At 62.6% G+C, this 20,558-nt stretch carries 20 protein-coding genes; 12 read left to right on the plus strand and 8 right to left on the minus strand.

Annotated elements, in window-relative coordinates:
• Positions 1-39 precede the first annotated feature (39 nt).
• Positions 40-375 carry a four-helix bundle copper-binding protein gene (locus tag J2X38_RS22325; protein WP_231735705.1) on the minus strand — a complete coding sequence of 112 codons (336 nt, stop codon included), beginning with the start codon at positions 373-375 and terminating at the stop codon, positions 40-42.
• Positions 376-444: 69 nt separating this feature from the next.
• On the minus strand, positions 445-1,758 hold the full coding sequence (locus tag J2X38_RS22330; RefSeq protein WP_058818196.1) for a hypothetical protein: 1,314 nt from the start codon (positions 1,756-1,758) through the stop codon (positions 445-447).
• Between the two features lie 564 nt (positions 1,759-2,322).
• Here J2X38_RS22330 and J2X38_RS22335 point away from each other — a divergent pair.
• Positions 2,323-2,520 carry a hypothetical protein gene (locus J2X38_RS22335; RefSeq protein WP_058818195.1) on the plus strand — a complete coding sequence of 66 codons (198 nt, stop codon included), beginning with the start codon at positions 2,323-2,325 and terminating at the stop codon, positions 2,518-2,520.
• Between the two features lie 192 nt (positions 2,521-2,712).
• Here J2X38_RS22335 and J2X38_RS22340 read toward each other — a convergent pair whose 3' ends face one another.
• The gene (locus J2X38_RS22340; protein WP_058818194.1) at positions 2,713-4,185 is read right to left on the minus strand and encodes a multicopper oxidase family protein; all 1,473 of its coding nucleotides are present in this window, start codon (positions 4,183-4,185) and stop codon (positions 2,713-2,715) included.
• A 224-nt stretch (positions 4,186-4,409) separates the two neighbouring features.
• On the opposite strand from J2X38_RS22340, the gene J2X38_RS22345 reads away from it, so the two are divergent.
• From J2X38_RS22345 to lgt, 7 genes are read left to right on the plus strand one after another with little or no spacing between them, the layout of a single operon-like run.
• Positions 4,410-4,751 carry a helix-turn-helix transcriptional regulator gene (locus tag J2X38_RS22345; RefSeq protein ID WP_235600759.1) on the plus strand — a complete coding sequence of 114 codons (342 nt, stop codon included), beginning with the start codon at positions 4,410-4,412 and terminating at the stop codon, positions 4,749-4,751.
• Between the two features lie 2 nt (positions 4,752-4,753).
• A complete protein-coding gene (locus J2X38_RS22350) occupies positions 4,754-5,179 on the plus strand; it encodes a YeeE/YedE family protein (RefSeq protein ID WP_054725925.1) in 426 nt (141 codons plus the stop codon).
• Between the two features lie 4 nt (positions 5,180-5,183).
• On the plus strand, positions 5,184-5,627 hold the full coding sequence (locus J2X38_RS22355) for a DUF6691 family protein (RefSeq protein WP_054725928.1): 444 nt from the start codon (positions 5,184-5,186) through the stop codon (positions 5,625-5,627).
• Entirely contained in the window at positions 5,624-6,403 is a 780-nt protein-coding gene (locus J2X38_RS22360) for a sulfite exporter TauE/SafE family protein (RefSeq protein WP_089216930.1), read from the plus strand. Before J2X38_RS22355 ends, J2X38_RS22360 begins: the two co-directional genes overlap by 4 nt.
• 19 nt (positions 6,404-6,422) lie before the next feature.
• A complete protein-coding gene (locus tag J2X38_RS22365; RefSeq protein WP_054725930.1) occupies positions 6,423-7,172 on the plus strand; it encodes an MBL fold metallo-hydrolase in 750 nt (249 codons plus the stop codon).
• Positions 7,173-7,208: 36 nt separating this feature from the next.
• Positions 7,209-7,595 carry a rhodanese-like domain-containing protein gene (locus J2X38_RS22370; protein WP_054725933.1) on the plus strand — a complete coding sequence of 129 codons (387 nt, stop codon included), beginning with the start codon at positions 7,209-7,211 and terminating at the stop codon, positions 7,593-7,595.
• Positions 7,596-7,642: 47 nt separating this feature from the next.
• On the plus strand, positions 7,643-8,482 hold the full coding sequence (gene lgt, locus J2X38_RS22375) for a prolipoprotein diacylglyceryl transferase (protein WP_082395462.1): 840 nt from the start codon (positions 7,643-7,645) through the stop codon (positions 8,480-8,482).
• Positions 8,483-8,741: 259 nt separating this feature from the next.
• Here lgt and J2X38_RS22380 read toward each other — a convergent pair whose 3' ends face one another.
• Positions 8,742-9,707 (minus strand): tetratricopeptide repeat protein, encoded by a 966-nt coding sequence (locus J2X38_RS22380; protein ID WP_058818192.1) that lies wholly within the window; start codon positions 9,705-9,707, stop codon positions 8,742-8,744.
• A gap of 269 nt (positions 9,708-9,976) precedes the next feature.
• On the opposite strand from J2X38_RS22380, the gene J2X38_RS22385 reads away from it, so the two are divergent.
• The 4 genes from J2X38_RS22385 to J2X38_RS22400 all read left to right on the plus strand — a co-directional run bounded on the left by J2X38_RS22385 (position 9,977) and on the right by J2X38_RS22400 (position 13,883).
• Complete coding sequence (locus tag J2X38_RS22385) at positions 9,977-10,777, plus strand: hypothetical protein (RefSeq protein ID WP_058818191.1); 801 nt, start codon at positions 9,977-9,979, stop codon at positions 10,775-10,777.
• A gap of 562 nt (positions 10,778-11,339) precedes the next feature.
• Positions 11,340-11,474: a hypothetical protein gene (locus J2X38_RS22390; RefSeq protein WP_269433469.1), complete on the plus strand. Its 135-nt coding sequence runs from the start codon at positions 11,340-11,342 to the stop codon at positions 11,472-11,474.
• 49 nt (positions 11,475-11,523) lie between these two features.
• On the plus strand, positions 11,524-12,150 hold the full coding sequence (locus J2X38_RS22395) for a lasso peptide biosynthesis B2 protein (protein WP_058818190.1): 627 nt from the start codon (positions 11,524-11,526) through the stop codon (positions 12,148-12,150).
• On the plus strand, positions 12,147-13,883 hold the full coding sequence (locus tag J2X38_RS22400; RefSeq protein ID WP_082660507.1) for an asparagine synthase-related protein: 1,737 nt from the start codon (positions 12,147-12,149) through the stop codon (positions 13,881-13,883). Before J2X38_RS22395 ends, J2X38_RS22400 begins: the two co-directional genes overlap by 4 nt.
• Here J2X38_RS22400 and J2X38_RS22405 read toward each other — a convergent pair.
• The 4 genes from J2X38_RS22405 to J2X38_RS22420 all read right to left on the minus strand — a co-directional run bounded on the left by J2X38_RS22405 (position 13,880) and on the right by J2X38_RS22420 (position 20,512).
• Positions 13,880-16,075 (minus strand): prolyl oligopeptidase family serine peptidase, encoded by a 2,196-nt coding sequence (locus J2X38_RS22405; protein ID WP_058818188.1) that lies wholly within the window; start codon positions 16,073-16,075, stop codon positions 13,880-13,882. The two genes, J2X38_RS22400 and J2X38_RS22405, sit on opposite strands and share 4 nt — an antisense overlap.
• A gap of 2 nt (positions 16,076-16,077) precedes the next feature.
• The gene (locus J2X38_RS22410) at positions 16,078-18,606 is read right to left on the minus strand and encodes a TonB-dependent receptor (RefSeq protein ID WP_058818217.1); all 2,529 of its coding nucleotides are present in this window, start codon (positions 18,604-18,606) and stop codon (positions 16,078-16,080) included.
• 101 nt (positions 18,607-18,707) lie between these two features.
• Positions 18,708-19,721, minus strand: a complete 1,014-nt coding sequence (locus J2X38_RS22415; protein ID WP_058818187.1) for a FecR domain-containing protein — start codon at positions 19,719-19,721, stop codon at positions 18,708-18,710.
• Positions 19,718-20,512: an RNA polymerase sigma factor gene (locus tag J2X38_RS22420; RefSeq protein ID WP_286750098.1), complete on the minus strand. Its 795-nt coding sequence runs from the start codon at positions 20,510-20,512 to the stop codon at positions 19,718-19,720. Before J2X38_RS22420 ends, J2X38_RS22415 begins: the two co-directional genes overlap by 4 nt.
• Positions 20,513-20,558 lie beyond the last annotated feature (46 nt).

A 20,558-nucleotide genomic window follows, 5' to 3' on the forward strand; every position in this document is an offset into this window, starting at 1 on the left:
AACGGGAGGGCGGCGGGGAAAGCGCCGCCCTCGGGCCATTTACGCGGCCATCTTGTCGCAAGCCTCGGCGCACTTGCGACACGCGGCGACGCAATCCTCCATGCCGTCCAGCCCTTCGCAGCTCGACGCGCACGCCCGGCAAATCTCGGCGCACTCGCGGCAGATATGCCGGTGATGCTCAGATTTCCGCGCCATGAAGTCGATCGCGACCGCGCAAATCTGCGCACAATCGGCCATGATCTTCATGTGCTGCGGCTCGGCATGTCGGCCTCCCGCCTCAAGGCAATGGTTCATCGCCATGTGGAGGCAGGTGACATGGCATTCGTGGCAGGCGTCCATGCACGCCTTCATCTCGGGATCGATCTGATGCATCATTCATCTCCAGCTGAGCCCCCGCCCATTTGAAAATACGCGGCGCGCGCGCGTACCCCTTACCTCAATCGATCAAGCCAGCTTGCTGGAGATGGCTTTGATCGCTTTCAGCCCCGAGCCGAACCGGGCGATGGCCTCGCGGTTTCTCTCCAGCTCGCCGTAGGGAAGATACGATATGTCGAGATCGGCGACGCGGCTGAACGCGGGACGCTGTAACTGCGCGCGGACATCCGCCTCGCGGGCGTCGGGTGCGACCAGAAACAGCCCTGCGGTCGCGTGGAGGTCGCTGCCGCTCAGCGCCAAGTCGAGCATGCGCACAATGCCCGAGTAGATCGACGTCGAATGCTCGACCTCGAACGCTGCCGCGACGTGATCGCCGCCGCGCTCAAGCCACAGCACGTCGATTAGACGGATGGAATCCGCCCCCTTGGAGGTTGCGATGGAGGCGGGCAGGCGCTCAAGGCACCCATGTCCCAACGGCGATCCATTGAAGGCACGGCTGCGGTCGTTCGATGCGATCCACACGTCATAGCCGAGCGCGAGTCCTAGATCGCGAAGCCATGCTTGGATTTCAGTATGGGTGCGCTCGTTCTCGCCTTCGCGTAGCGCCGCCTTGCTGAGCGTGCGCGCCTCCTCGCGCGCCGTCTCAAGCCGTTGTCCCCAACTTGCCAGCGCCTCGCCGCTAACATCGAGAGGAGGGGCCGGGTAGCGATCGAAGCCGATGTCGAACAGCAAGCCGCCAATCGCACCCAGGTCGTTCGATAGCAGGTCGCGGTGGCGATCGTTCAAGTCGAGTACACCCGACCGCATCGCCAGAAAATGCTCCCAGCTCCCGAGCTTCACCTTCGCGCCGGTCAGCGCGTTGTAGCCTTTGACGATCGCGGTGTTGAAGGGCGGCACCAGCGTCGGGTGAAGAAAATAGAGCAGGTTGGCGACCGCTGGCCCGAGCCCCTTGATCTTCAAGCGATCGATCGTGTGGATATGGCCAATAATTTCCTCGGCCGTGTCGCAACACGAACAGGCGTCGAGCAAGTGACCGAACGCCCGCTGGTTCTCCGGGTTTTCGTAGATATCGGGTATGCGGAGCTTCGGTTTCCAGAGAAAGGCGTGGTCGGCGCCTTTGAAAATTTGACGCTGCTCTGCGACGGAATGAACGACCGTTTCGAGCGACGATCCCCGGTAGGCGACGCCGAACGTGCCGCGCTCGATCTCACCAACGACCTGGCCAATACCACGCCGGATCGAGCGGAAGTTTTTCAACCGTTCGTCCCACAGAAACCAGCTTCGGTAGGTTGCGCCAGGATCGTCACGCCAACGGGCAATAAGACGACGAACGAGGCCACCGTGATCCTCTCCGGTAGTAATTTGGTCGGGTTGCGTGGCCATATTGTCAGTGTGATCCCCATTCGCTGAACCAAGACCTAAGCCCCTGGTCGGTGACCGTCGAGCTTCTTGATTCAGCATATCGGACCGCGAATGACGTGCTCCCCGTTTTCAGGCCGCTGATAAGTTAGCTTCGGTGTCCTCATTCCCCTGACGGGGGCGGTTGGTGAACTCGGCGGGTGCCATGCCGCCGAGGCTGCTGTGGGGACGCACGGTGTTGTACAACGAGACGACGGAACGCCCATAGGACCGACGTTCGCGAAGTTCTTTATCAGTGGCATCCCTGGACCGGGCTTCAGGTTTACATTCATGAAGTAGTCGAGCGCGCGGGGTGCGGCGTTTTCCGTTGCAGCATCGCAGGATCGGCGGCCGATCGCTGGCTCGAGATCCCAGCCTGGATGTTCGACCGCGCGGTTTGCAGCATGATGCGTGTCGACCACGCTCCCCGCGTCAATATTGGCGCGCTGGTTGCCTTGGTGAAGCTGCTGCAGGCGACGCGGCCGGTTTCGGCTTCATTGGTTTCAGGCGCAGCATCGGGCTCTCACGACTTACATCGGGGAGGTCTCCATGCCGCGCAAGTCCATGACGTTTCAGTTCGATCTGTTCTCCAGGCCCCACGGTTCCGGGATCGCGCAGACACCGCGTTGGCAGACTCTGCCCGCGCCGACGCGGCAGACGCTGACGCCATTGATCGTGCGCCTGCTTCTCGCCCATGCCGACGGCGGCCCCGTCGCGGAGCTGCAGGAGATGCGCGATGATCTTTGAGAAGATCGGGGCTCAGCATCTCGAGCGCAAGGCGATCCTGTATGTGCGGCAGTCATCGGCCTGCCGCTAGCGAGGTGCCGCCCATCAGCATCGTTACCGCGATTAGAAATACGGCAAAAGCTCTTTTGGCAACGTTGCTCTCCTGTTGAACGGTAGACGCTGCATAAACTCTTCAGAAGTGGGAGCCTCCGCCTACGCAACACTGAACTGGCCCATCATTCCATTATCCTCATGTTCAAGGATATGGCAGTGATACATGAAAGGAGCGCTCTTGGCCGGCTGATCAAATCGGATGAGAAGCTCCACCGGCTCCTTGACGACGACAGTGTCGCGCGGCCCCTGGTCGAGAACGTCAGGCTGACCGCCCCCACGGGTGAGAACATCAAAGTGGACGCCGTGAATATGGATCGGGTGGCGCATCATTTCGCCAGACACCTCCCATATTTCGGTGGAGCCTAGCTTCACCGTCTCATCGATGCGATTAATGTCGAATGGCTTGCCGTTGATCGTCAGGCCGCCACCGCCGTTTCCTGAGCCCATCATGCCGCCCATGCCCATGTTGAGGATCAGTCGGCGACGGCGCACCGCCTTGCTGGCATCGGGCCGAGTTCGTGATGCCAGAAGGGTCGGCACGGCGCCGCTGGCACGAGCCTGTCCCGACGGCCGCGGCTCAAACCGCAGCACGGTCGCTGGCGCCGCGGCATCGGTCCTCCCGGCGCCACGCCCCATCATGCCCATGCCGCCCATCATCGCGCTGTTGGTATCAGCCGCCGTTACCAGCGAGGCGGGCCTGCCGTCCGTGAAGTCCACGAGAAGCTCGCCGCGCTGGCCCGGCGCCAAGGTTATGGATTCCAATGCCACTGCTCGTTCGAGCAGCCCCCCTTCGGTTCCGATCCAGTAAAAGCTTCGTTGATCGGAAAACGACAGCTCATAGATCCGGGCATTCGATGCGTTGACGAGCCGCAGGCGAACCAACCGGTTTGGCACTGCCGCCAGCGGGTTTACCGCTCCGTTCACAAGGGTCGTGTCGCCGCGCCGGCCCTGCATGGCGACCATCATGCCGCCTGGCATGACGAGGCGACCATTTTCGAATTGGCGATCCTGGATGAGCAGGGGCAGGTCGTCCACGCCATATTCTGACGGGAGGCCCAAGCCCTGCTCTTCGTCATCGGTTATCAGCAACGCCCCTGCCAGACCTGAATAGACTTGCTCGGCCGTCAACCCATGGACGTGTGAGTGATAAAGGAGGGTCGCTGCCGGCTGCCGGATCGGAAGCGTCGGTCGCCAGGTCGCGCCCGGCGCGATGATCTGATGGGGGCCGCCATCCAGCTCTCCAGGGATCAGAAGCCCGTGCCAGTGCACAGTCGTGTCCGCCTTGAGCCGGTTGGTCACGGCAACCGCCACATCGTCGCCGCGACGCACTCTGATCGTCGGTCCGAGATAGCTGCCGTTATACCCTAGCGTGTCGCTCGGACGGCCCGGATAGAATGAAGTCGTTCCGGACTGGACCTGTAGCGCGAATGATCGTCCAGGCTGCGCATCCAAGAGCGGTGGTATCGGGAGGGGGTTTGCACCGCCCCCGCCGAGGGAAGACGTGGAGCGCGAGCAAGCGGCGGTGGCGAACAGTGCCGCTCCGCCGGCCAACAGTGAACGTCGATCGAGCATCTAAATCTGGCCCTGCGCGCAGCGCAGCTTGGAAGCGCCACCGGCAGCCTTGTCGATCGGCATTGGTCGCCCACGCTCTAGCGCTTCAATAGCGCGCAGGACCACTTTCCTCGAAGGATGCCGCGATAGTCTGGCGAAATAGTAGCGCACGGGAAATCTCCTAAGCTGGCTTGATCGAACGCTCATCCATCATATATGTTGCATATAAGATGTCTGGAGCAATCGTGCGACCTTCTCTCGTTAAGATGTCCCCAGAACTTCTGGAGGAAAAGGCCGGCGAAGCGGAAGCGTTCCTCCGTTCGCTGGCGAGCCGGCACCGTCTGATGATCCTGTGCAGCTTGCTCGGCGGGGAGCTGTCGGTAACCGAACTGGGCGAACGCCTCGGGCTGACACAATCCAATTTGTCCCGCCACCTTGCCACGCTGCGCGACGAGGGCCTGGTCGGCACGCGGCGGGAGAAAACAACGATCTTCTACCGCATCACGTCCGAACGCGTGCTGCCGATCCTGACGGAACTCTACGCACTCTTTTGTGCTGGCGCCGATCCTGAACAAGGAGAATCCTGACGATGGAGGGGTTCACCCCATTTTCGGCCATCGTGGGCGGCGCGCTCATCGGCCTCTCGGCATCCCTCCTGTGGATCGCCAACGGGCGCATTGCTGGAGTCAGTGGCATCGTCGGGGGCGTGCTTGCGCCCGTCCGCGGCGATGTGGCGTGGCGCGGAATGTTCCTGGTCGGCCTGCTCGCTGCGCCCTTGCTTTACCGGGCGGCGGGCGGCGTGCTGCCGGACCTCACGTCGCCGGCCCCAGTCGCCGGCGTGATCGCAGCCGGCCTTCTGGTGGGATTTGGGACTCGGCTTGGGAGTGGTTGCACCAGCGGGCATGGTGTCTGCGGGATAGCGAGGCTTTCGCCCCGCTCGCTTGCCGCGACCGGCGTCTTCCTCATCACGGCGGCTGCGACTGTGTACGTTGCCCGGCACGTCGTGGAGCTTTGAGACAATGAGGAAGCTGCTCATTGCGCTGGCCTCGGGGCTCATTTTCGGCTTCGGCCTGATCGTTTCCGCCATGATTAGCCCAGGCAAGGTGCTGGCGTTTCTTGATGTCGCCGCGCCGTCGTGGGACCCGAGCCTGGCCCTGGTACTGGCCTCAGCCGTCATCGTTTCCGCCTTGGGATTTGCACTCGGCCGAAGGCGCGAGGCTCCGCTTTTCGCAGCCACGTTTAATGGGCCATCGTCCCGGTCCCTGGACAAGAAGCTTCTCTCCGGCGCGGCTTTGTTCGGCGTTGGATGGGGCCTCGTCGGCTATTGCCCTGGCCCAGCCCTCGTTGCTTTGAGCCTCGGGGCGCCGGCGGCGCTGGTGTTCATCGTGGCGATGCTGGTGGGCATGGGCCTCTTCGCCATTCAGGAACACTATCGTGCGGCTAGGGCCGGAGCTGCACTATGACACTGGTCGACATCCTCACGCTCATATCCGGTGTCCTCGTTGGCTTCACCCTCGGGGTGATCGGCGGCGGCGGCTCGATCCTGGCCCTACCATTGCTGCTGTATGTCGTGGGCATGAAGGACCCGCACGTCGCGATCGGTACGAGCGCGCTGGCGGTCGCTGCCAACGCCTTCGCCAACCTGATCCAACACGCCCGGGCCGGAACCGTGAAGTGGCCCTGTGCCCTCGTCTTCGGGGCATCGGGTGTCGTCGGCGCTCTGGTCGGCTCCACCCTGGGCAAGATGGTGGCGGGTCAGCACCTCCTGGTGCTGTTTGCGGGCGTGATGATCGTGGTCGGGGTTTCGATGCTGCGGGGCAAGTCGGGCGGCGGCGATCCGGACGTGCGGATCACGCGGCCAATCGCTGTCCGGCTCGTGGTGATCGGCCTTCTCGCCGGCCTGCTGTCAGGGTTCTTCGGCATCGGCGGCGGCTTCCTGATTGTGCCCGGCATCATGCTCGGCAGCGGCATGCCCATCCTCAACGCGGTCGGATCGTCGCTGTTTTCGGTGGGAGCGTTCGGCTCGGCGACAGCCTTCAACTATGCCCTGTCAGGCCTCGTGGACTGGCGCGTGGCCGGCTTCTTCATCGCTGGCGGGGTCGCTGGCGGCATGGCCGGCATGCAAACGGCCATCCGGCTCGCCGATCATAAGGGCCTGCTCACCCGCATCTTCGCTTTCGTCCTGCTGGCCGTGGCCGCCTACATGCTGTTCCGCAGCCTGGGCGGGATCGGCAGCTAAGCACCATTGGAGGCCGATCATGATCTTTCGTCAGTTGTTCGAACCCGAGTCCTCGACATACACCTACCTCCTCGGCTGCCCGGAAACGCGCAAAGCCGTCCTCATCGATCCTGTCCTCGAAACGATCGAACGCGACCTTGCCGCACTTCAGGAACTGGATCTCGAACTGGCCTATACGTTGGAGACGCATGTGCATGCGGACCATGTCACCTCGGCCTGCTATCTGCGCAGCCTTACCGGCTCCAAGATCGCGTACCCCGCCATGGACAGCCTTCCGTGTGCTGACGTCGGCGTCGCCGAGGACCAGCCCCTGACCGTCGGCGCGCTCAAGCTTCAGCCGCTGTTTACGCCGGGGCACACCGATGCCCACCATACCTACCTGGTCGATCAGCCCGATGGTCTTCGCGCCTTCACCGGCGACGCCCTGCTGATCGACGGCTGTGGGCGGACCGATTTCCAGAACGGTGACGCCGCCACGCTCTATCACTCGGTCACGCAGAAGATTTTCACGCTGCCGGGCGACGGTCTGATCTTCCCCGCTCACGACTACAATCATCGCCACATCACGACAGTGGCGCAGGAGCGTGAGCGAAACCCGCGCCTTGCCGGCAAGACCGTTCAGGAATTTGTCGCGATCATGGCGGCTCTCGATCTTCCCTACCCGAAGAAGATCGACGTTGCCGTTCCGGCAAACAAGCTTTGCGGTGATTGCCCAACAGATTTGCCGGAGCGGCTACGCCAAATAGGCGGCAAGTCCGAGCAGGGCTGAGCGATCCGCTACAGGTTCATTTACAGGAGAAAGTCGATGCCAACACGCACCTCGAAGCAGCTCGTTTCTGAAGCGAATGCCCTTGTCGAAACTATCGCGCCTGAGGATGCAGCCAAACTTGTCGGCAATCCCGAGGTACGGTTCGTTGACATCCGCGAGCCAGGTGAAGTCGCGAAGTCAGGGCTGGTGTCTGGTGCGGTACATGTCCCGCGCGGCCTTCTGGAATTCCAGGTCGATCCTCAAAGCCCCACCCACAATCCCAAACTCGCCGCCGGATCGCGGTTGGTGCTCTATTGTGGGTCCGGCGCCCGCTCAGCGCTTGCCGCAAAATCACTCAAGGATATGGGCGTGGAGAATGTCGCCCACGTCCCCGGCGGGTTCGCGGCGCTCAAGGATGCCGGCGCTTCAATCGCACCGGAGTAATCCCATGGCGCGCTCGAGCACCCGTCCTCGCTGGCAGGATACAATCCTTGGATAGCCATATCGCATTTGCCAGCCTCGGATTGAGCCCGATTGCCATCTCCATAGGCCCGCTAGACATCCGCTGGTACTCGCTCGCCTATATCGCCGGCATTATTGCCGGATGGTGGTATCTGTTGCGGCTGCTGGCCCAACCCGCGGCCCCGATGAACCGCCAGCAGGCTGATGATCTCGTATTCTATGCGACGCTCGGCGTCATCCTGGGTGGCCGCCTTGGCTATGTAATCTTCTACGGTCCCGAGATGATCCTCCACCCCCTGCAAATCCTCAAGCTGTGGGATGGCGGCATGTCGTTCCACGGGGGTGCCGCCGGCGTCTCGCTCGCGCTGATCCTGTTCGCGCGACGACACGGCCTCGAATGGCTGCGGGTCCATGATTATGTCGCCTGCACCGTGCCGATCGGCCTGTTCTTCGGTCGTCTCGCCAATTTCGTGAATGGCGAGCTTTGGGGAAAGCCCACCGATGTGCCCTGGGCGATTGTGTTCCCCGGAAGCCATGATGGTCTCGCCCGCCATCCCAGCCAGCTTTACGAAGCCGGGCTGGAAGGGTTGGTCCTGTTCGCCGTGCTCGCCTTCCTGTTCTGGTTCACCGACGCGCGGCGCAAGCCGGGGATGCTCGTCGGGGTGTTTCTCATCGGCTATGGTCTGGCCCGATTTACGGTCGAGTTCTTCCGAGAACCCGATGCCCAGCTTGTCGGCTTCGCAGCCAGAACAGGGCTTCACATGGGTCAGTGGCTCACGGTGCCTATGATTGCGGCAGGGATCTACCTCGTTGCCGCAGCATGGCAGCGGTCAGTCGATCACCCGGCTCAAGTTACCCGAAGCCAGTGACGTGCTCGCATCGGGCAGATCTGCGCTCCGCTGGAATGGCAGCGATCAACCTACGCGATTGAACATCGATCGATTCAACCGTAGCTTCGCCCCCCGAACATTAGGTCCCTAGCGGCCAGATATCTCGCCTAAGCAGTAGCGCCAATGGCTGTGGGAGACGGCGCCAGGCTGGCGTCGGCGGCGTCCGCCCGCTCTAAGGTAGTGCAAACGGCGACACATATTCGTTATGTTTATCCTGCACGGGGCGCCATTTTCAAGATTATGGCAGAGATTTTCGAAGCTTTTCGAGCTTTCGAGCAACGCCGATTCGGGCATCGATGCTCAACGCCTTCTCATAAGCGTCCACCGCCTCCCGGATCGCGCCTTCCTTTTCGTACCATTCGCCCAAGAGCCGCAAAGCATGCGCTTGCAGCGTGCGCTCAGAACCTTGCGCCGCGACATGCAAGCCGGCCAAAAGTGCCTCTCGCATCCCGCGATCCATTGGCTTTTCTGACGCGAGGACCATACGAATGACATGAAGATCGCCAGCGCCGATGCGCTCGATCTGCCAGCTCTTGCGGTCGAGCATAGCCCCGTCGAAGTCATAGCCGACACGGCAGGCGTTCGTCCGTAACAAGTAGACGTGGCGACTGGTCGTATCGAACTCATAACCGTCCGCCCAACCTGTCTCGACCTCCCAGCGAGCGATTTCATCCCCCAGTTCGAGATCGAAAAGAATGTAGCGGCAACTGTCGGTGCTGCCGGGGGCATTTGCGGTCTGACAAATAGCGATGCGTCCATCGTCCGACAGGCCGTTGCTTATCAGATTGGCGCTCAGTTCCTTTTCGACCAGCTTTGCGCCGTCGGCCCCGAAGGCTACGAACCGACCCTTGAGGCCATCGCCGAACAAGCGGTCGTGGATGATGAAGCTGCCATTGTTCGCGGTCTTTCCATCCGCGGGACGCTCGAGCTGTCCCGTTGCGACAATTTCATCGCCGTGAAGCAGGGACCAGGAACCATGGCCTTCGCGGCGGTATCCGCCGACCGTACCTTCACGATTTCGATCCGCCCAAATCAGGTGAAAATCTCCATTGGGGGATGCGGCATGATGACCGAAAAACCCGATCGACTCGATCCGAACGAGGTCGTGCCCGAACTTCTGCATGCGAAGACCTGTTATCTTTGGGCGCGTGGGCAGCTCGCTTTGGGTTTCCGTTCCAAAGAGCCGCCGCAGAAATCTCTTCATCCCATACTCTCCGTCTCTGGGCGCGTTGCGACTTCAGAGCCGTGCAGGGGAGGCCCGCTCGACGCAAGAGGGCTCAAGCTCGCTGCCCGCCTTCTTGCCGATTGACTTGTCATTGGCGCTGCGCCAGATTTCTCGCAGGCCTTCAACAGGGGCCTGCCGTCTGCATTTGCGAAGCCATAATGGCACTGTTTTGATCACTGACCCATCGCATTTCGTGGCTTTGGGGGCGGTAGCAGGCGACGCCGGTCCGAAGCCCACGGAGACCTGCGATGATGTTTCAATATTCCACCCTCGCCGGGTTGAAATCGCTCGCCAAGCAAATCCAGGCGGAGCAATCGGTCCCTCGGCACGATGCGCTCGACCTCGCGGCATGTGCAGGCGGGTTCCAAGGCTATGTCGATGCGAAACGGAAACTTCCAAGCCGATCCACGCTCCACAATGTCATGGTTCGTCAGAACTGGTGGGGATATGAAACAAGGGAAAGCGGCACCGCGCACATTGATCTCAAATTGCGTGCGCCACTGACCGAGCTGGTACGGCGTCACCATCTGACGGGCTATCTGGGCGCCTGCAAGATCGAGGACTCGGTCTTTCTGGAGCGGACGGGCCAGCAGCGCCACGCCAATGAAATCCAATGGTATATTGGCCGGATCGCCCGTGCGCTGCAGTTCATGGACGCAACCGGTCTCAAACCCTCAAGCGCCCGCAGATGCTATCCGACGCACGAGTATGACAGTCGTCCGCCCGTCGCGGATCATGATCATTGCTGGTTCGATCCCGAAGCGCGGGTCCATATATTGTCGACAGAACCCTATCCCGGACGAACCGAACGAGGCGAACCCCGACAGATCGAATGGGAACGGCGGCATGGATGGAGCACCATCTATGTCAACTGGGGCAGCATTTATGGAAACGGCACTGAGTTCATCCTTTGTTGCCCCGCAGCCTACGCCGAAGTGCTTTCGGCCAAGGTTGAACTCCTCGAACGCTCGTCGCCAGCCGTCGAGGATGAAGCGGTCGTGATCGAGACATTTGATCCCGCCGCGCGCAAGGTCATCGTCTTCGATTAGGTTTGCCGGAAGGAGCGGGGCTGCGGGCGCGCTCTTTCCCGCCGGCCTGTCGGTCGGCTCCTGAGGGCGCGGCACCTGATGTATCGGGCCCCGCCGCACTCTGAACCGGCGGCATTTCCAAATTGCGGGCGTTGAAAGCCGACATGCCCCGGCTTTCCGCCCGCACTCATTGGGCACATGGCCGCCTTGTTGCAGGGTGCGCTCCATTGATCAGGCGCTCGCTGGGCGCTCGCGGTCCGTCAGCCACGGTTCGGCCTCGATAATGATTTCAGAAAAATACATCCAGATTTGGGGCCAGTTTCCATTGCGACAATTCCGGTTTCGACCAGAACATCTTGGCGCCTTATCAATACGGGCGTGTGACCGGGTTCCGTCACGTATGTCCAGGCGAAAGCTAAAGGTGACGGTATGCGCTCCCGACGCGCGTTTCCTTTGCGCGGTCACCTTTTTACCCTGATCGCACGTTCAGAAAATAAACGGATTATAAAATAGAGCAGCTTTTCGCTGTGGCTTAGCGTCGGACTGCGACTCATTTCGGTCGCGAATGATGAAAGGAAAAGCCATGGACAAGCGTGAAAACGGTATCGTCGATCTGGGCGATGCGCGCACCGAAACCCGCGGCCTCGGTGTCGAAGGTCCGATCGACCTTGCGACGCTCCAGCGGACATACAACGCCGGCATCCAGACCGACGACTGATGCACCGGGCGTGCGGCGCCTCGGTGCCGCACGCACGCATATATCTCATATGGCCTCCTACCGCCTCCGCTCCGACCTCAGATATTGCGCAATAGGCACACGGATAATTTGCCTCGATCTTTCGGCGAGCCGCTACTTCCTGCTGGAAGATGTTGCAGCCGAAGCGTTTGAGGCGTTTGCGAAGGGCAAGGCGAGTGAAGAGCAGACCGCTTGGCTGGTCGAACGAAATCTGGTCGAGGCTGGCGTTCCCACAGTCCCACCATCGCTGGCTCCTGATCCGACCGAAAGCATCTTCGATGGTCCAACCGGGGCATCGCACCCTTGGCTTATCTTGGAAGCCGTCGCCTCCCAATGGCGCGCTCGCCGCAACCTCGCAGCCCGGCAGCTTGGCACTCTCCTTATCCCGACGGGGCTGCCCGAAACTGGACTAGATCCCTGCAGACTCGTTGCCGCCGCCTTTGCCCGGGCATCGCGCTATCGCGATGCGACCGACCAATGCCTCGTCCGGGGGCTTGCCATGCGAACGATGCTTGCGCGCCGCGGACTGGGCGTCGATCTCGTCATCGGAGTGATGCTGCCGTTCGCAGCGCATTGCTGGGTTCAGGCAGGCTCTGTCGTACTCAGCGATCCCCTGGACCGCGTCCGGAATTTCAAGCCCTTGCTGACGGTGCGATGAGACTTGCCTTCCGCCTCGACATTGCGCCGTCGGGTCTTCCGCCGTCGCCTGCCAGCACCGCGACGGAGTGTCCGGTCTTCAGCTCGTCCGTTGCGCGGTTATGCAGTGCGGCGCCGTGTATCGATCTTGGGGAAAGGGGCTGCATCGTCGGGCCGCTCTTCCGGCGTGAAATACCATCGGGCCGCGTGACCGATCTCAATCGGGACGAACGGCAATCGATCGCCGAGACGCGCGGCTTGGCGCTGCTCGCTGGCTATTGGGGTGGCTATATTGCCATGCTGATCGGCGATGACGGAACAGTTTCCTTGATGCGTGATCCGTCCGGAATGATGCCATGCTATATGCGCCGCGCGGCGAGCGGTGTCGTGCTGGCCAGCGATATGACGGCCATCGCCGAGCCGGGACAAGTCGCCGTCGATTATAGCGCGCTGGCGCGCATGTTTGGCGGGATCGACTTCATCGGCCGAAAGACAGGCATCGATGGCGTCGAGGAACTGCTTCCCGGCGAGCGTCTCGTCGTAACGGCTGACGGGAACCGGATCGAGCAGGCATGGTCCCCATGGGACCATGTTCGCCCGCCTAAGGGCTGCGGGTTCGAAGCTGCGGCTGTCGCTCTGCGTGACACGCTCAAGGACAGCATCGGCGCCTGGTCGACCGGCTTCGACAACATCTTAGTCGGCGTGTCGGGCGGGCTCGACAGCTCGATTGTAGCAGCGGCGCTCGGCCCGCGCATACCAAGGTTCCGGTGTCTGACCATGGTCGAGCCCGGCACCGATGGGGATGAGCGGCGCTATGCTAAGGCCCTCGTCGATAGGCTCGGTGTCGGGCTTGATGCGCCGATCTTCGACCTCGGCACCGTCGACGTTACTAGGCCGGTCATGCGCCACCTGCCGCTGCCCATTGCTGCCCACTACTTCCCCGCCCTTCAGGCCGAGCATCGCCGACTCGCGCGCGACAGGCCGATCGACGGATATTTTTCGGGCAATGGCGGCGACAATGTTTTCTGCGCCCTGCGCAGCGCGGCGCCGCTTGCCGACCGTTTTCTTGCACAGGGACTTCACCCGGGACTGTTCGCTACCGCGCGCGACCTTGCCGACTTGACCGGCTCGGGCATGATCGACGTCGTCCGCGCAGGCTGGGAACGCATTCGGCGACGGAAGGGCGGGCATCGCAGGCGTATCGATCTTACGGGCCTCGGATCTACGGGCCGGGCCGCTGCTGTGGCGGAAGGAGATCGGCATCCCTGGTTCGCGGCGCCGCCGGGCGCGCTCCCGGGCAAGGCAGCGCATGTTGCCATGCTGGCCCGTGCCCAAAAGAGCATCGAACTCTATCCCCGTGCGATCAGCCCGCCCCAGATCACCCCTTTGCTGTCGCAACCGGTCCTCGAACTCTGCCTATCGATTCCGTCGTGGTTTTGGGTGCGAGGGGGCCGCGATCGTGCGGTAGCGCGCATGGCGTTCCGTGATCTCCTTCCCGATCTCATTCTCGAACGCAGGACGAAAGGCAGTCCCGGCGGGTTTGTCCGGCGCGTGTTTGACGCTCAAGGAACGATGGCCGTCGAAATGCTTCTGGAGGGCAAGCTCGTCGGCGCCGGGCTGATCGACCCCGACTGGCTTATCCGAGCAAGCAAGGAAGGCTGGCGGGACGATGGACGCGATCACCGGATCCTGACGTTCGCGGCGGCCGAGGCATGGACGCGCTGGTGGGAGGAGGGAGGCCGGGTCGAAAGCTAATGTCGGTTCTCATCGTTCGCCGTTTTGGCGCTGCAACTGCGCGGGGCCGCGTCACGCATCTTGTCCCATAGCGCGTAGCGGTCGGCGTGAGGCGATTGTGGATCGCGCTTGCCGAGGAGCCAATAATCGAACCACGCGATATTTTCCTCCATCGCAAGAATGCGGTTCGACGGGATGTGGAAGATGTGCGTTTCATCTGTCGCTGTGTTCTCGCCCGGATAAAGGCTGAGCTGCGCGGGAACACCGGCCTTGCGGAGCGCGGCGTGAAGATCAATCGACGGAATGAGCGGTGCCGCGACCTGTTGCAGCACCGCGCCGCAAACTTCGTTTGCACGAAGCGACGGAGAGAGCCGGCGATAATTTGCGAGCGCCGCCGGATCGGTTGGCGGCCCGCCGAACACCGTGCCGTAAGAACCTGCCACGTTGAAATAGAAGGCCGGTTCGAGATAGCCGCCGTCGCCGCTCGATGCCGCGCGGAACATCGAGCTGTTCGTGATCGTGACATTCGTCATTTGCGAGCCGAAGCTGTAACCTGCGATCCCAACCCGCGCCGGATTCACGATCCCTCGATCGACGAGCTCCTTCACGGAATCTTCGAAGGTCGCGACCGAGTTCAACCAAATTAGCTGCCTCAGCTTCTCTGGCGAAACCGCCTTCGTCTCGCTGACCCAGGCTTCATAGGCGGCATCGATTTCGGCGTTTTGGCGGGACGTCGGACTATTGACGAGCAGTACGACATAGCCCCGTTCGGCGAACAGTTGCGCCGGATATTCCCATTGATTTTCGTGCGTTGCAAAGCGGTCGTCCGCGTCCGATGCATGCGTAATGACGATCGCCGGATATTGCCGACCCTTTGTGTATCCGCGCGGCCAGACGATATAACCGGTCGCCTTGTAACCATGTCGATTGATCCAAGTTCGGGGTTCGATCCGAAGCGGCGCGATCCCTTCGTGATCGGCCGAGACCGATGCCACGCGGGTTATGCCGCCACTCGCAACGTCGACGCGCACCACCGATGGCGGCACCGTCTGCGATTGCGCGATGCAGGCGCCTTTGGTGAGCGAGACCGTAAAGTCGCAATAGTTGAGGCTGAGAGCGCTACTAATCGTTCGGACACGATCATTTTCGATGATTGCTAGCCCGAAGCGAGGATTGTCGATCGTGCGGAACCCCGCAATCGCGCGCCTTCCATCAGGCGACAGGAAGCCGCCGGCCGCGCGGGCATCGCCCACCGCAAAGGGAAAGCGTCCGAAGCTCCGCCGCTCGTCGCCGGGAATGGTTTCGACAAGCTCGCGCGTATCGCCGGTGCCTTCCGACGACAGCCGGCCGCCATGAAGGCCGGGGAGGCGCCAGTAACCGCGAGCGGCTTTGCCATCCACCACTCGAATTTTTTCCGATGTGAACGACCAGCCTATCGTCACAACCTGCTGCCCTCCGGCGGGGTCCGTTTCCATCACATCGAACCGCACCTCATCCTTCTCCCACTGGACGAAGCTCCTGTCGAAAAATGTCCGAAGGTCGCTTTGCGGACGCGTCGCGAGAAGAATGTCCCTGCCCTCAGGATCGCGGAGGTAGATCGAGGCAGTGGCCCGGCCGGGGGCGCGGCGCTGCGCGCGCTCGGCAGTGACCGCGTCGTCGTAGCGCATCGCTTTGACGAACGGTGCGGCGTCAAGGACGACATACCAGAGCCAGCGCCCATCGGGAGACCAGCTGTGCGCCCGCACCCCCGTAGCAAGCGGCGCATGACCATAGCCCGGAAGCACAGCACCCTCGGTATCGCCATAAATTGCAGTCGCAGGATGCGCGACGATCGGGGTTACAGCGCCGCTCGCCCCTATCCGATAGAGCTGGACGCCATCGCCCTTATCGAGCCGCGCGCTCCAGTCCCCCGTTCCGGGAATGCGCTTCAGCTGATCGATCCACGCGGCTCGCTGCAGCTCGCGGGTCGTGCCCTTTTCCAGATCAACATATCGCAGCAGCGCGACCGTCCGGTCGCTCTGGCGGTCGGCGATCCGCACGACATAGATCGCGCTCTTCGCATCCGCCGAGACCGCGAGATCCCGTACCTCGGGGACCGTCAGTTGATCGTCGATCGTCCAGCTGCGGCCGGCTTTCTGTGCGGCTGAGGCCGGCGAGGTCGGCAGCGCCGCGCCGAGCAGTGCCGCCCCTGCGAGCAGAAGAGGGCGGATCATGCTCACCACTCCTGCCGCACGGTGAGGCCGACGAAGCGCCCCGCCGGTGAATAATTTGTCGTATCGTAGGGCGTCTCGCTGGGCAGGGCGGTGACAATCGCCGTCGGCTTCGCATTGAACAGGTTGAGCGCGGCAAGCGACACGTCGGTCCGCTTGCCAAGGCGCACCCGCGCCGTGAGGTCGAGCGTGGTATAGGAGGGAATGCGCATGCGCACCGCCTGCCGATCGTCATCGAGCCCGCTCATATGGTTGACGAAGGCGGCGAGCGTGAAACGGTCGCCGCCATAGGTAACTCCGGCACGCCCGCGAAAGCGCGATGGCCGGAACAATGTGCCGGCGAGCGACGTCCAGGCAGCGCCGGGAAGGATCTGCTGGCGGCTCTTCAGGAAACTGCCCGCGGTCGAGAGCGCAAGCTCTTTCCCACCATCGAATTCAATGCGGTAGCGCATCGAAAGATCGACGCCCGAATAGCGCTGGCGCGCGATATTGCGGTCGCGTGCGTCGATGAAAGCAACGATGGTCGCAGGGTCGTAGGGCCGGCCCGTACTATTCTCCAGGCCGAGAAGTGCGCCGTCAATGATCGCGGCAAGATCGTTCGCATCGGGGTTTAGCGTAACAAGATCGGCATAGAGCGGATTATCGAGCACGCCGACGAGCGACGGGATCGGCGTCGCGACGCGGTCGGTGTAATCGATCCTGTACCAAGTGGCGGAGAATTCGAGGCCGCGCGCAGGAGTAAGCTGCGCGCTCAGCGTAATATTCTCCGAACGCTCGGGTCCGAGGCGACTGTCGGGGCCCGCCGCGAAGATGACGTTCGCGCTCGCCGGATAACCGTTCCCATAGCGGGCAGCGCGTCCCATGATCGCCGAATAGCCGCTATACTGCTGGTAGAGCGTCGGCATTTTGAACGAACGCCCCCACGAAGCACCGAGGCGGAGGATCTCCGCCGGCTCCCAAACGACGCTGAGCTTGGGGATCATAATGCTCGGCGCGTCCGAATAATCCTCGAAGCGGAGCGCGGCTGTGAGCGAGAGCGAGTGCAATCCCGCAATCTCTTGCGCGGGTGCCGTGACCGGGACCAGCAGTTCGCCATAGGCAAAGAGATTGTCACGCCGCCGCCGGACATCGCCCGTGGGGGACGCCGCGAAGAAGTGATTGCGCCGCGCCCCACCGCCGACGGCAATGCGCACGTCGCCCGCCGGCAGGGCGAACAGTGGTCCTTGGAAGCCCGCTTCAAGCGCGAGGTTGCGGTTGAAAAAATGTTTGTCGATGTGTGCGAGCAAATTTCCCCCGAAAAAGAGGTCGGAGAAGCCGCCCGTGCGATCGGTGCCGAAGAAGCCGCTCGCCTTGAAGCGCCAGTCCCCGCCGAGCTCCGCAGAGATGTTTGGGGCGATCCCGAAGGATTCCGAGGTACTGACATTGTCGAGCCCCAACTGGTCGGGGGCGAGCGCCAGGCTGTATCCGGTAACCGAGTGTAGCCGACTCTTCTTGTAAAGAAGGTCGGCAGCAAGCGTCACATCCGGACCGATCGCCTGATGTCCACTCAGGAGCAGCGAGTGCCGCCAGGTCGCGGGAAAGAGCATCGTTTCCGCATTGGCGGCGTCCGCATAATCGCGATCCCCCGCGCGGATCGCCGACGAACGGCTATAATCATAGGCTGCGAGCAGCCCGCCCGACGACCACGCCTTGCCGCCGAGCAGCCCGTACTGCTGCTGGACATTGCCGCCATCGGTCGATGCGCCGACGCGCGCCATTGCCGACGCACCGTCATAGTCGCGCTTGAGCAGGATGTTCACCACGCCCGCGACGGCGTCCGCGCCATAGATGGCCGAGGCCCCATCCGCGACGATCTCGATCCGCTCGACAGCGGAAACAGGGATGGCGCTGACGTCGATCACCGATGACACGCCGGTATAGGCGAAGCGATTTCCATTGATCAAAGTCAGCGTTGCATTGGGACCGATCCCGCGCAGGTTGAAGGTCGAGGCGCCGTTGACGTTGGCGTTCTCGTTTGGCGCTCCCTGGCCGTTGCCGATGCCGGGGTTGAATCCGCCGCCGAAATTCTGCGGGAGGCTGCGCGCAACTTCGCCGAGATCGGCCTGGCCTGCGTTACGGATATCTTCGCTCGTCACTCGGACAACCGGGGCTGCGGACGGGGCGCCCGCGATACGGCTGCCGGTCACCACGATGTCTTCTTGTGCCGGACTGCTCTCGGACTGCGCTCGCCCCAAAATGATGACCGAACCGCGCTCGAAGCGCGGGGTCAGCCCGGTTCCGCGCAGCAGGGTCTCGATTGCTTCGCGCGGAGTGATGTTTCCGTCTAGCGTTGGGGCCTTCCGGCCTGCGAGATCGGCACTCGACGCATAGAGTTCGATTCCTGCCTGCGCAGCCACTTTTCGCAGTGCCTCGTCGAGATCCTGCGCTGGCAGATCGAAGCTCTGGCGATCCTGCAACTGAGCCGCCGCGGCAACGGGATGCAGACAGGCCACACCGGCCATCAGCGACAAGCAAAAACGAGACTTTCCGGACATCATCATACTCCCCCTGGGTTGTGACCGGGTGCTTGGGCACACGGCCTTTGGGGGAGCGATGACGCCGGGTCGGCGACCGCCTTAGGGGAATGATGAAATAATTATCGGTGGCGCAGGTGGATGCCGTCGGCGCGCTTGCTGATCTCCAGATCGAACAATTGGGCGAGCCGCTCGGCCACTGTCTCGGGCTGGCTGATCCTGAACCGGCCCGACGCCTCGAGCCCCGCGGTTCCTGCGTCGTCGATGATGATCGGCTTCGCCGCGTAGCGATTGGCTTCGGCAGTGAGCTGATCGAGCCGGACCGAGCGATAGTCCGCCCAGCCCGACGGCCATTCGCGGCTGTCTTGCTGTGTCGGCGATGCGGCTGGTGGCTGCTCCTTGCCGTGCGGGCCGTAGGTCACGGACCGTCCCGATGACAGGACTTGGGCGTGCCGGGCGCCGGTTTCCGGGGCGCCGCCGAAGCGAATATCGGCCTCGCCGCGCAGCATCGTTACGCTGAGCGCGCCATTTTCCTCGAAACCGATATCGAATGCCGCATCCTCGGCCGTGACCACGCCGTCGCCGGCCTCGACGCGAAGCGGTTGTTCATTCTTGCTCACCGAAAGCCGGACGCGCCCCTTGGCGAGCCGCAGATGGCGTGTCGCTTGCGCAAATGAGACTTCGAGCCGGCTATCGGTGTCGAGCACTGCGGTGGAACCATCGGCAAAGCGGAAGCTGCGGATCTCCCCGCGGCGGGTGACCAGCGGCTCGGCCGCGCGCGCCGCGAGCGCACCGTCTCCGAGCGGACCGGAAAGCGGAGCGCCTCCGGCGCCGAAAGCCAGAAACACCACCGCAGCGGCGGCGATCACGGCTCCCGCCGACAGCCAGCGTCGCCCGGCCCGGCGTCGGCCGCTGCGCTGTTCGGTTTGCGCAGTGCCGTGACGCGGCGAGGATTTCAGGATCGCCGAGGCGGCGAGATTCTTCGCGATCCGTTCATAGGCCGCCTTGTGATCAGGCGAGGCCGAAAGCCAGGCGTCGAACTCGCCGCGGTGCGCATCGGGGTTCTCGCCGCGCATCTTCACGAGCCAGGCGTGCGCTACCGTGTCGACCGGATAGTCGTCAGACGCCTCACTCATCGGCCGCCGTCCACCACCTTTGCGATAAAGCCGAGCGCCCTCATCATATGATATTCCACCGTCGCGATGCTGATGCCGAGGCATTCATGTATCTCACGATAGCTGAGTTCGTCGACCCGGTGCATCAGAAACACCCGGCGTGTCTTTGGTGGCATGGCGTCGACCGCCTCTTCATAGAGCCGGAGAAGGTCGTCGGCTTCCATATTCCATTCCTGCTGCGGCGGGCTGGCGGCATCGCTTTCCTCCTGAAAGGAAAAGAAAAGCGCGGGGTTGCGCCGCTGCCTCCGGGCGCGGTCGATCAGCAGGTTCTGCGCTATCCGGCGAAGGAAGCCGCCCGGATTGGCGAGGCTGTGACGCTGCTCGCTGCCCGCCGCGCGCGCGAAAACTTCCTGCACGAGATCCGGCGCTTCTTCGGGCCCAGCCCTTCGGCGAAGAAAATGAAAGAGCCAAGGACCATGCGCCCGAAAAGCGTCATCGAGGTCGCAAGCGTCCGCCGGTGCCACGACGGGCCGGTCGTCGGGATGCGCGTGACAGGCCGACGACACCGAAAAGGGGTGGCGCTCCTGCGACAGTTTCTTGGCAGGGTATGATGACAATTTACACAGCCGATTGGCACGAGATCGCTGGCCGGCGTTTGCCCGGCTATCGATCTTCCAACGCTGTGCCGCCGTTTGGCCGCGTGGGAGCGGCATGGTCCGGAACGGCCGCCAGTCCGACAAGGACGGGCGTTCATAATGGCTGGCGAGAATATCGCGCGGGCGTTGCCAAATCTGTCCCGCACCCCGAATCATGTCAGCATGGCCGCGCAAAGACAAGGATTATGGGCAGAATCAGACG

Origin of the sequence: Sphingopyxis sp. BE235, assembly GCF_031457175.1 — a bacterium.
Classification (GTDB): domain Bacteria; phylum Pseudomonadota; class Alphaproteobacteria; order Sphingomonadales; family Sphingomonadaceae; genus Sphingopyxis.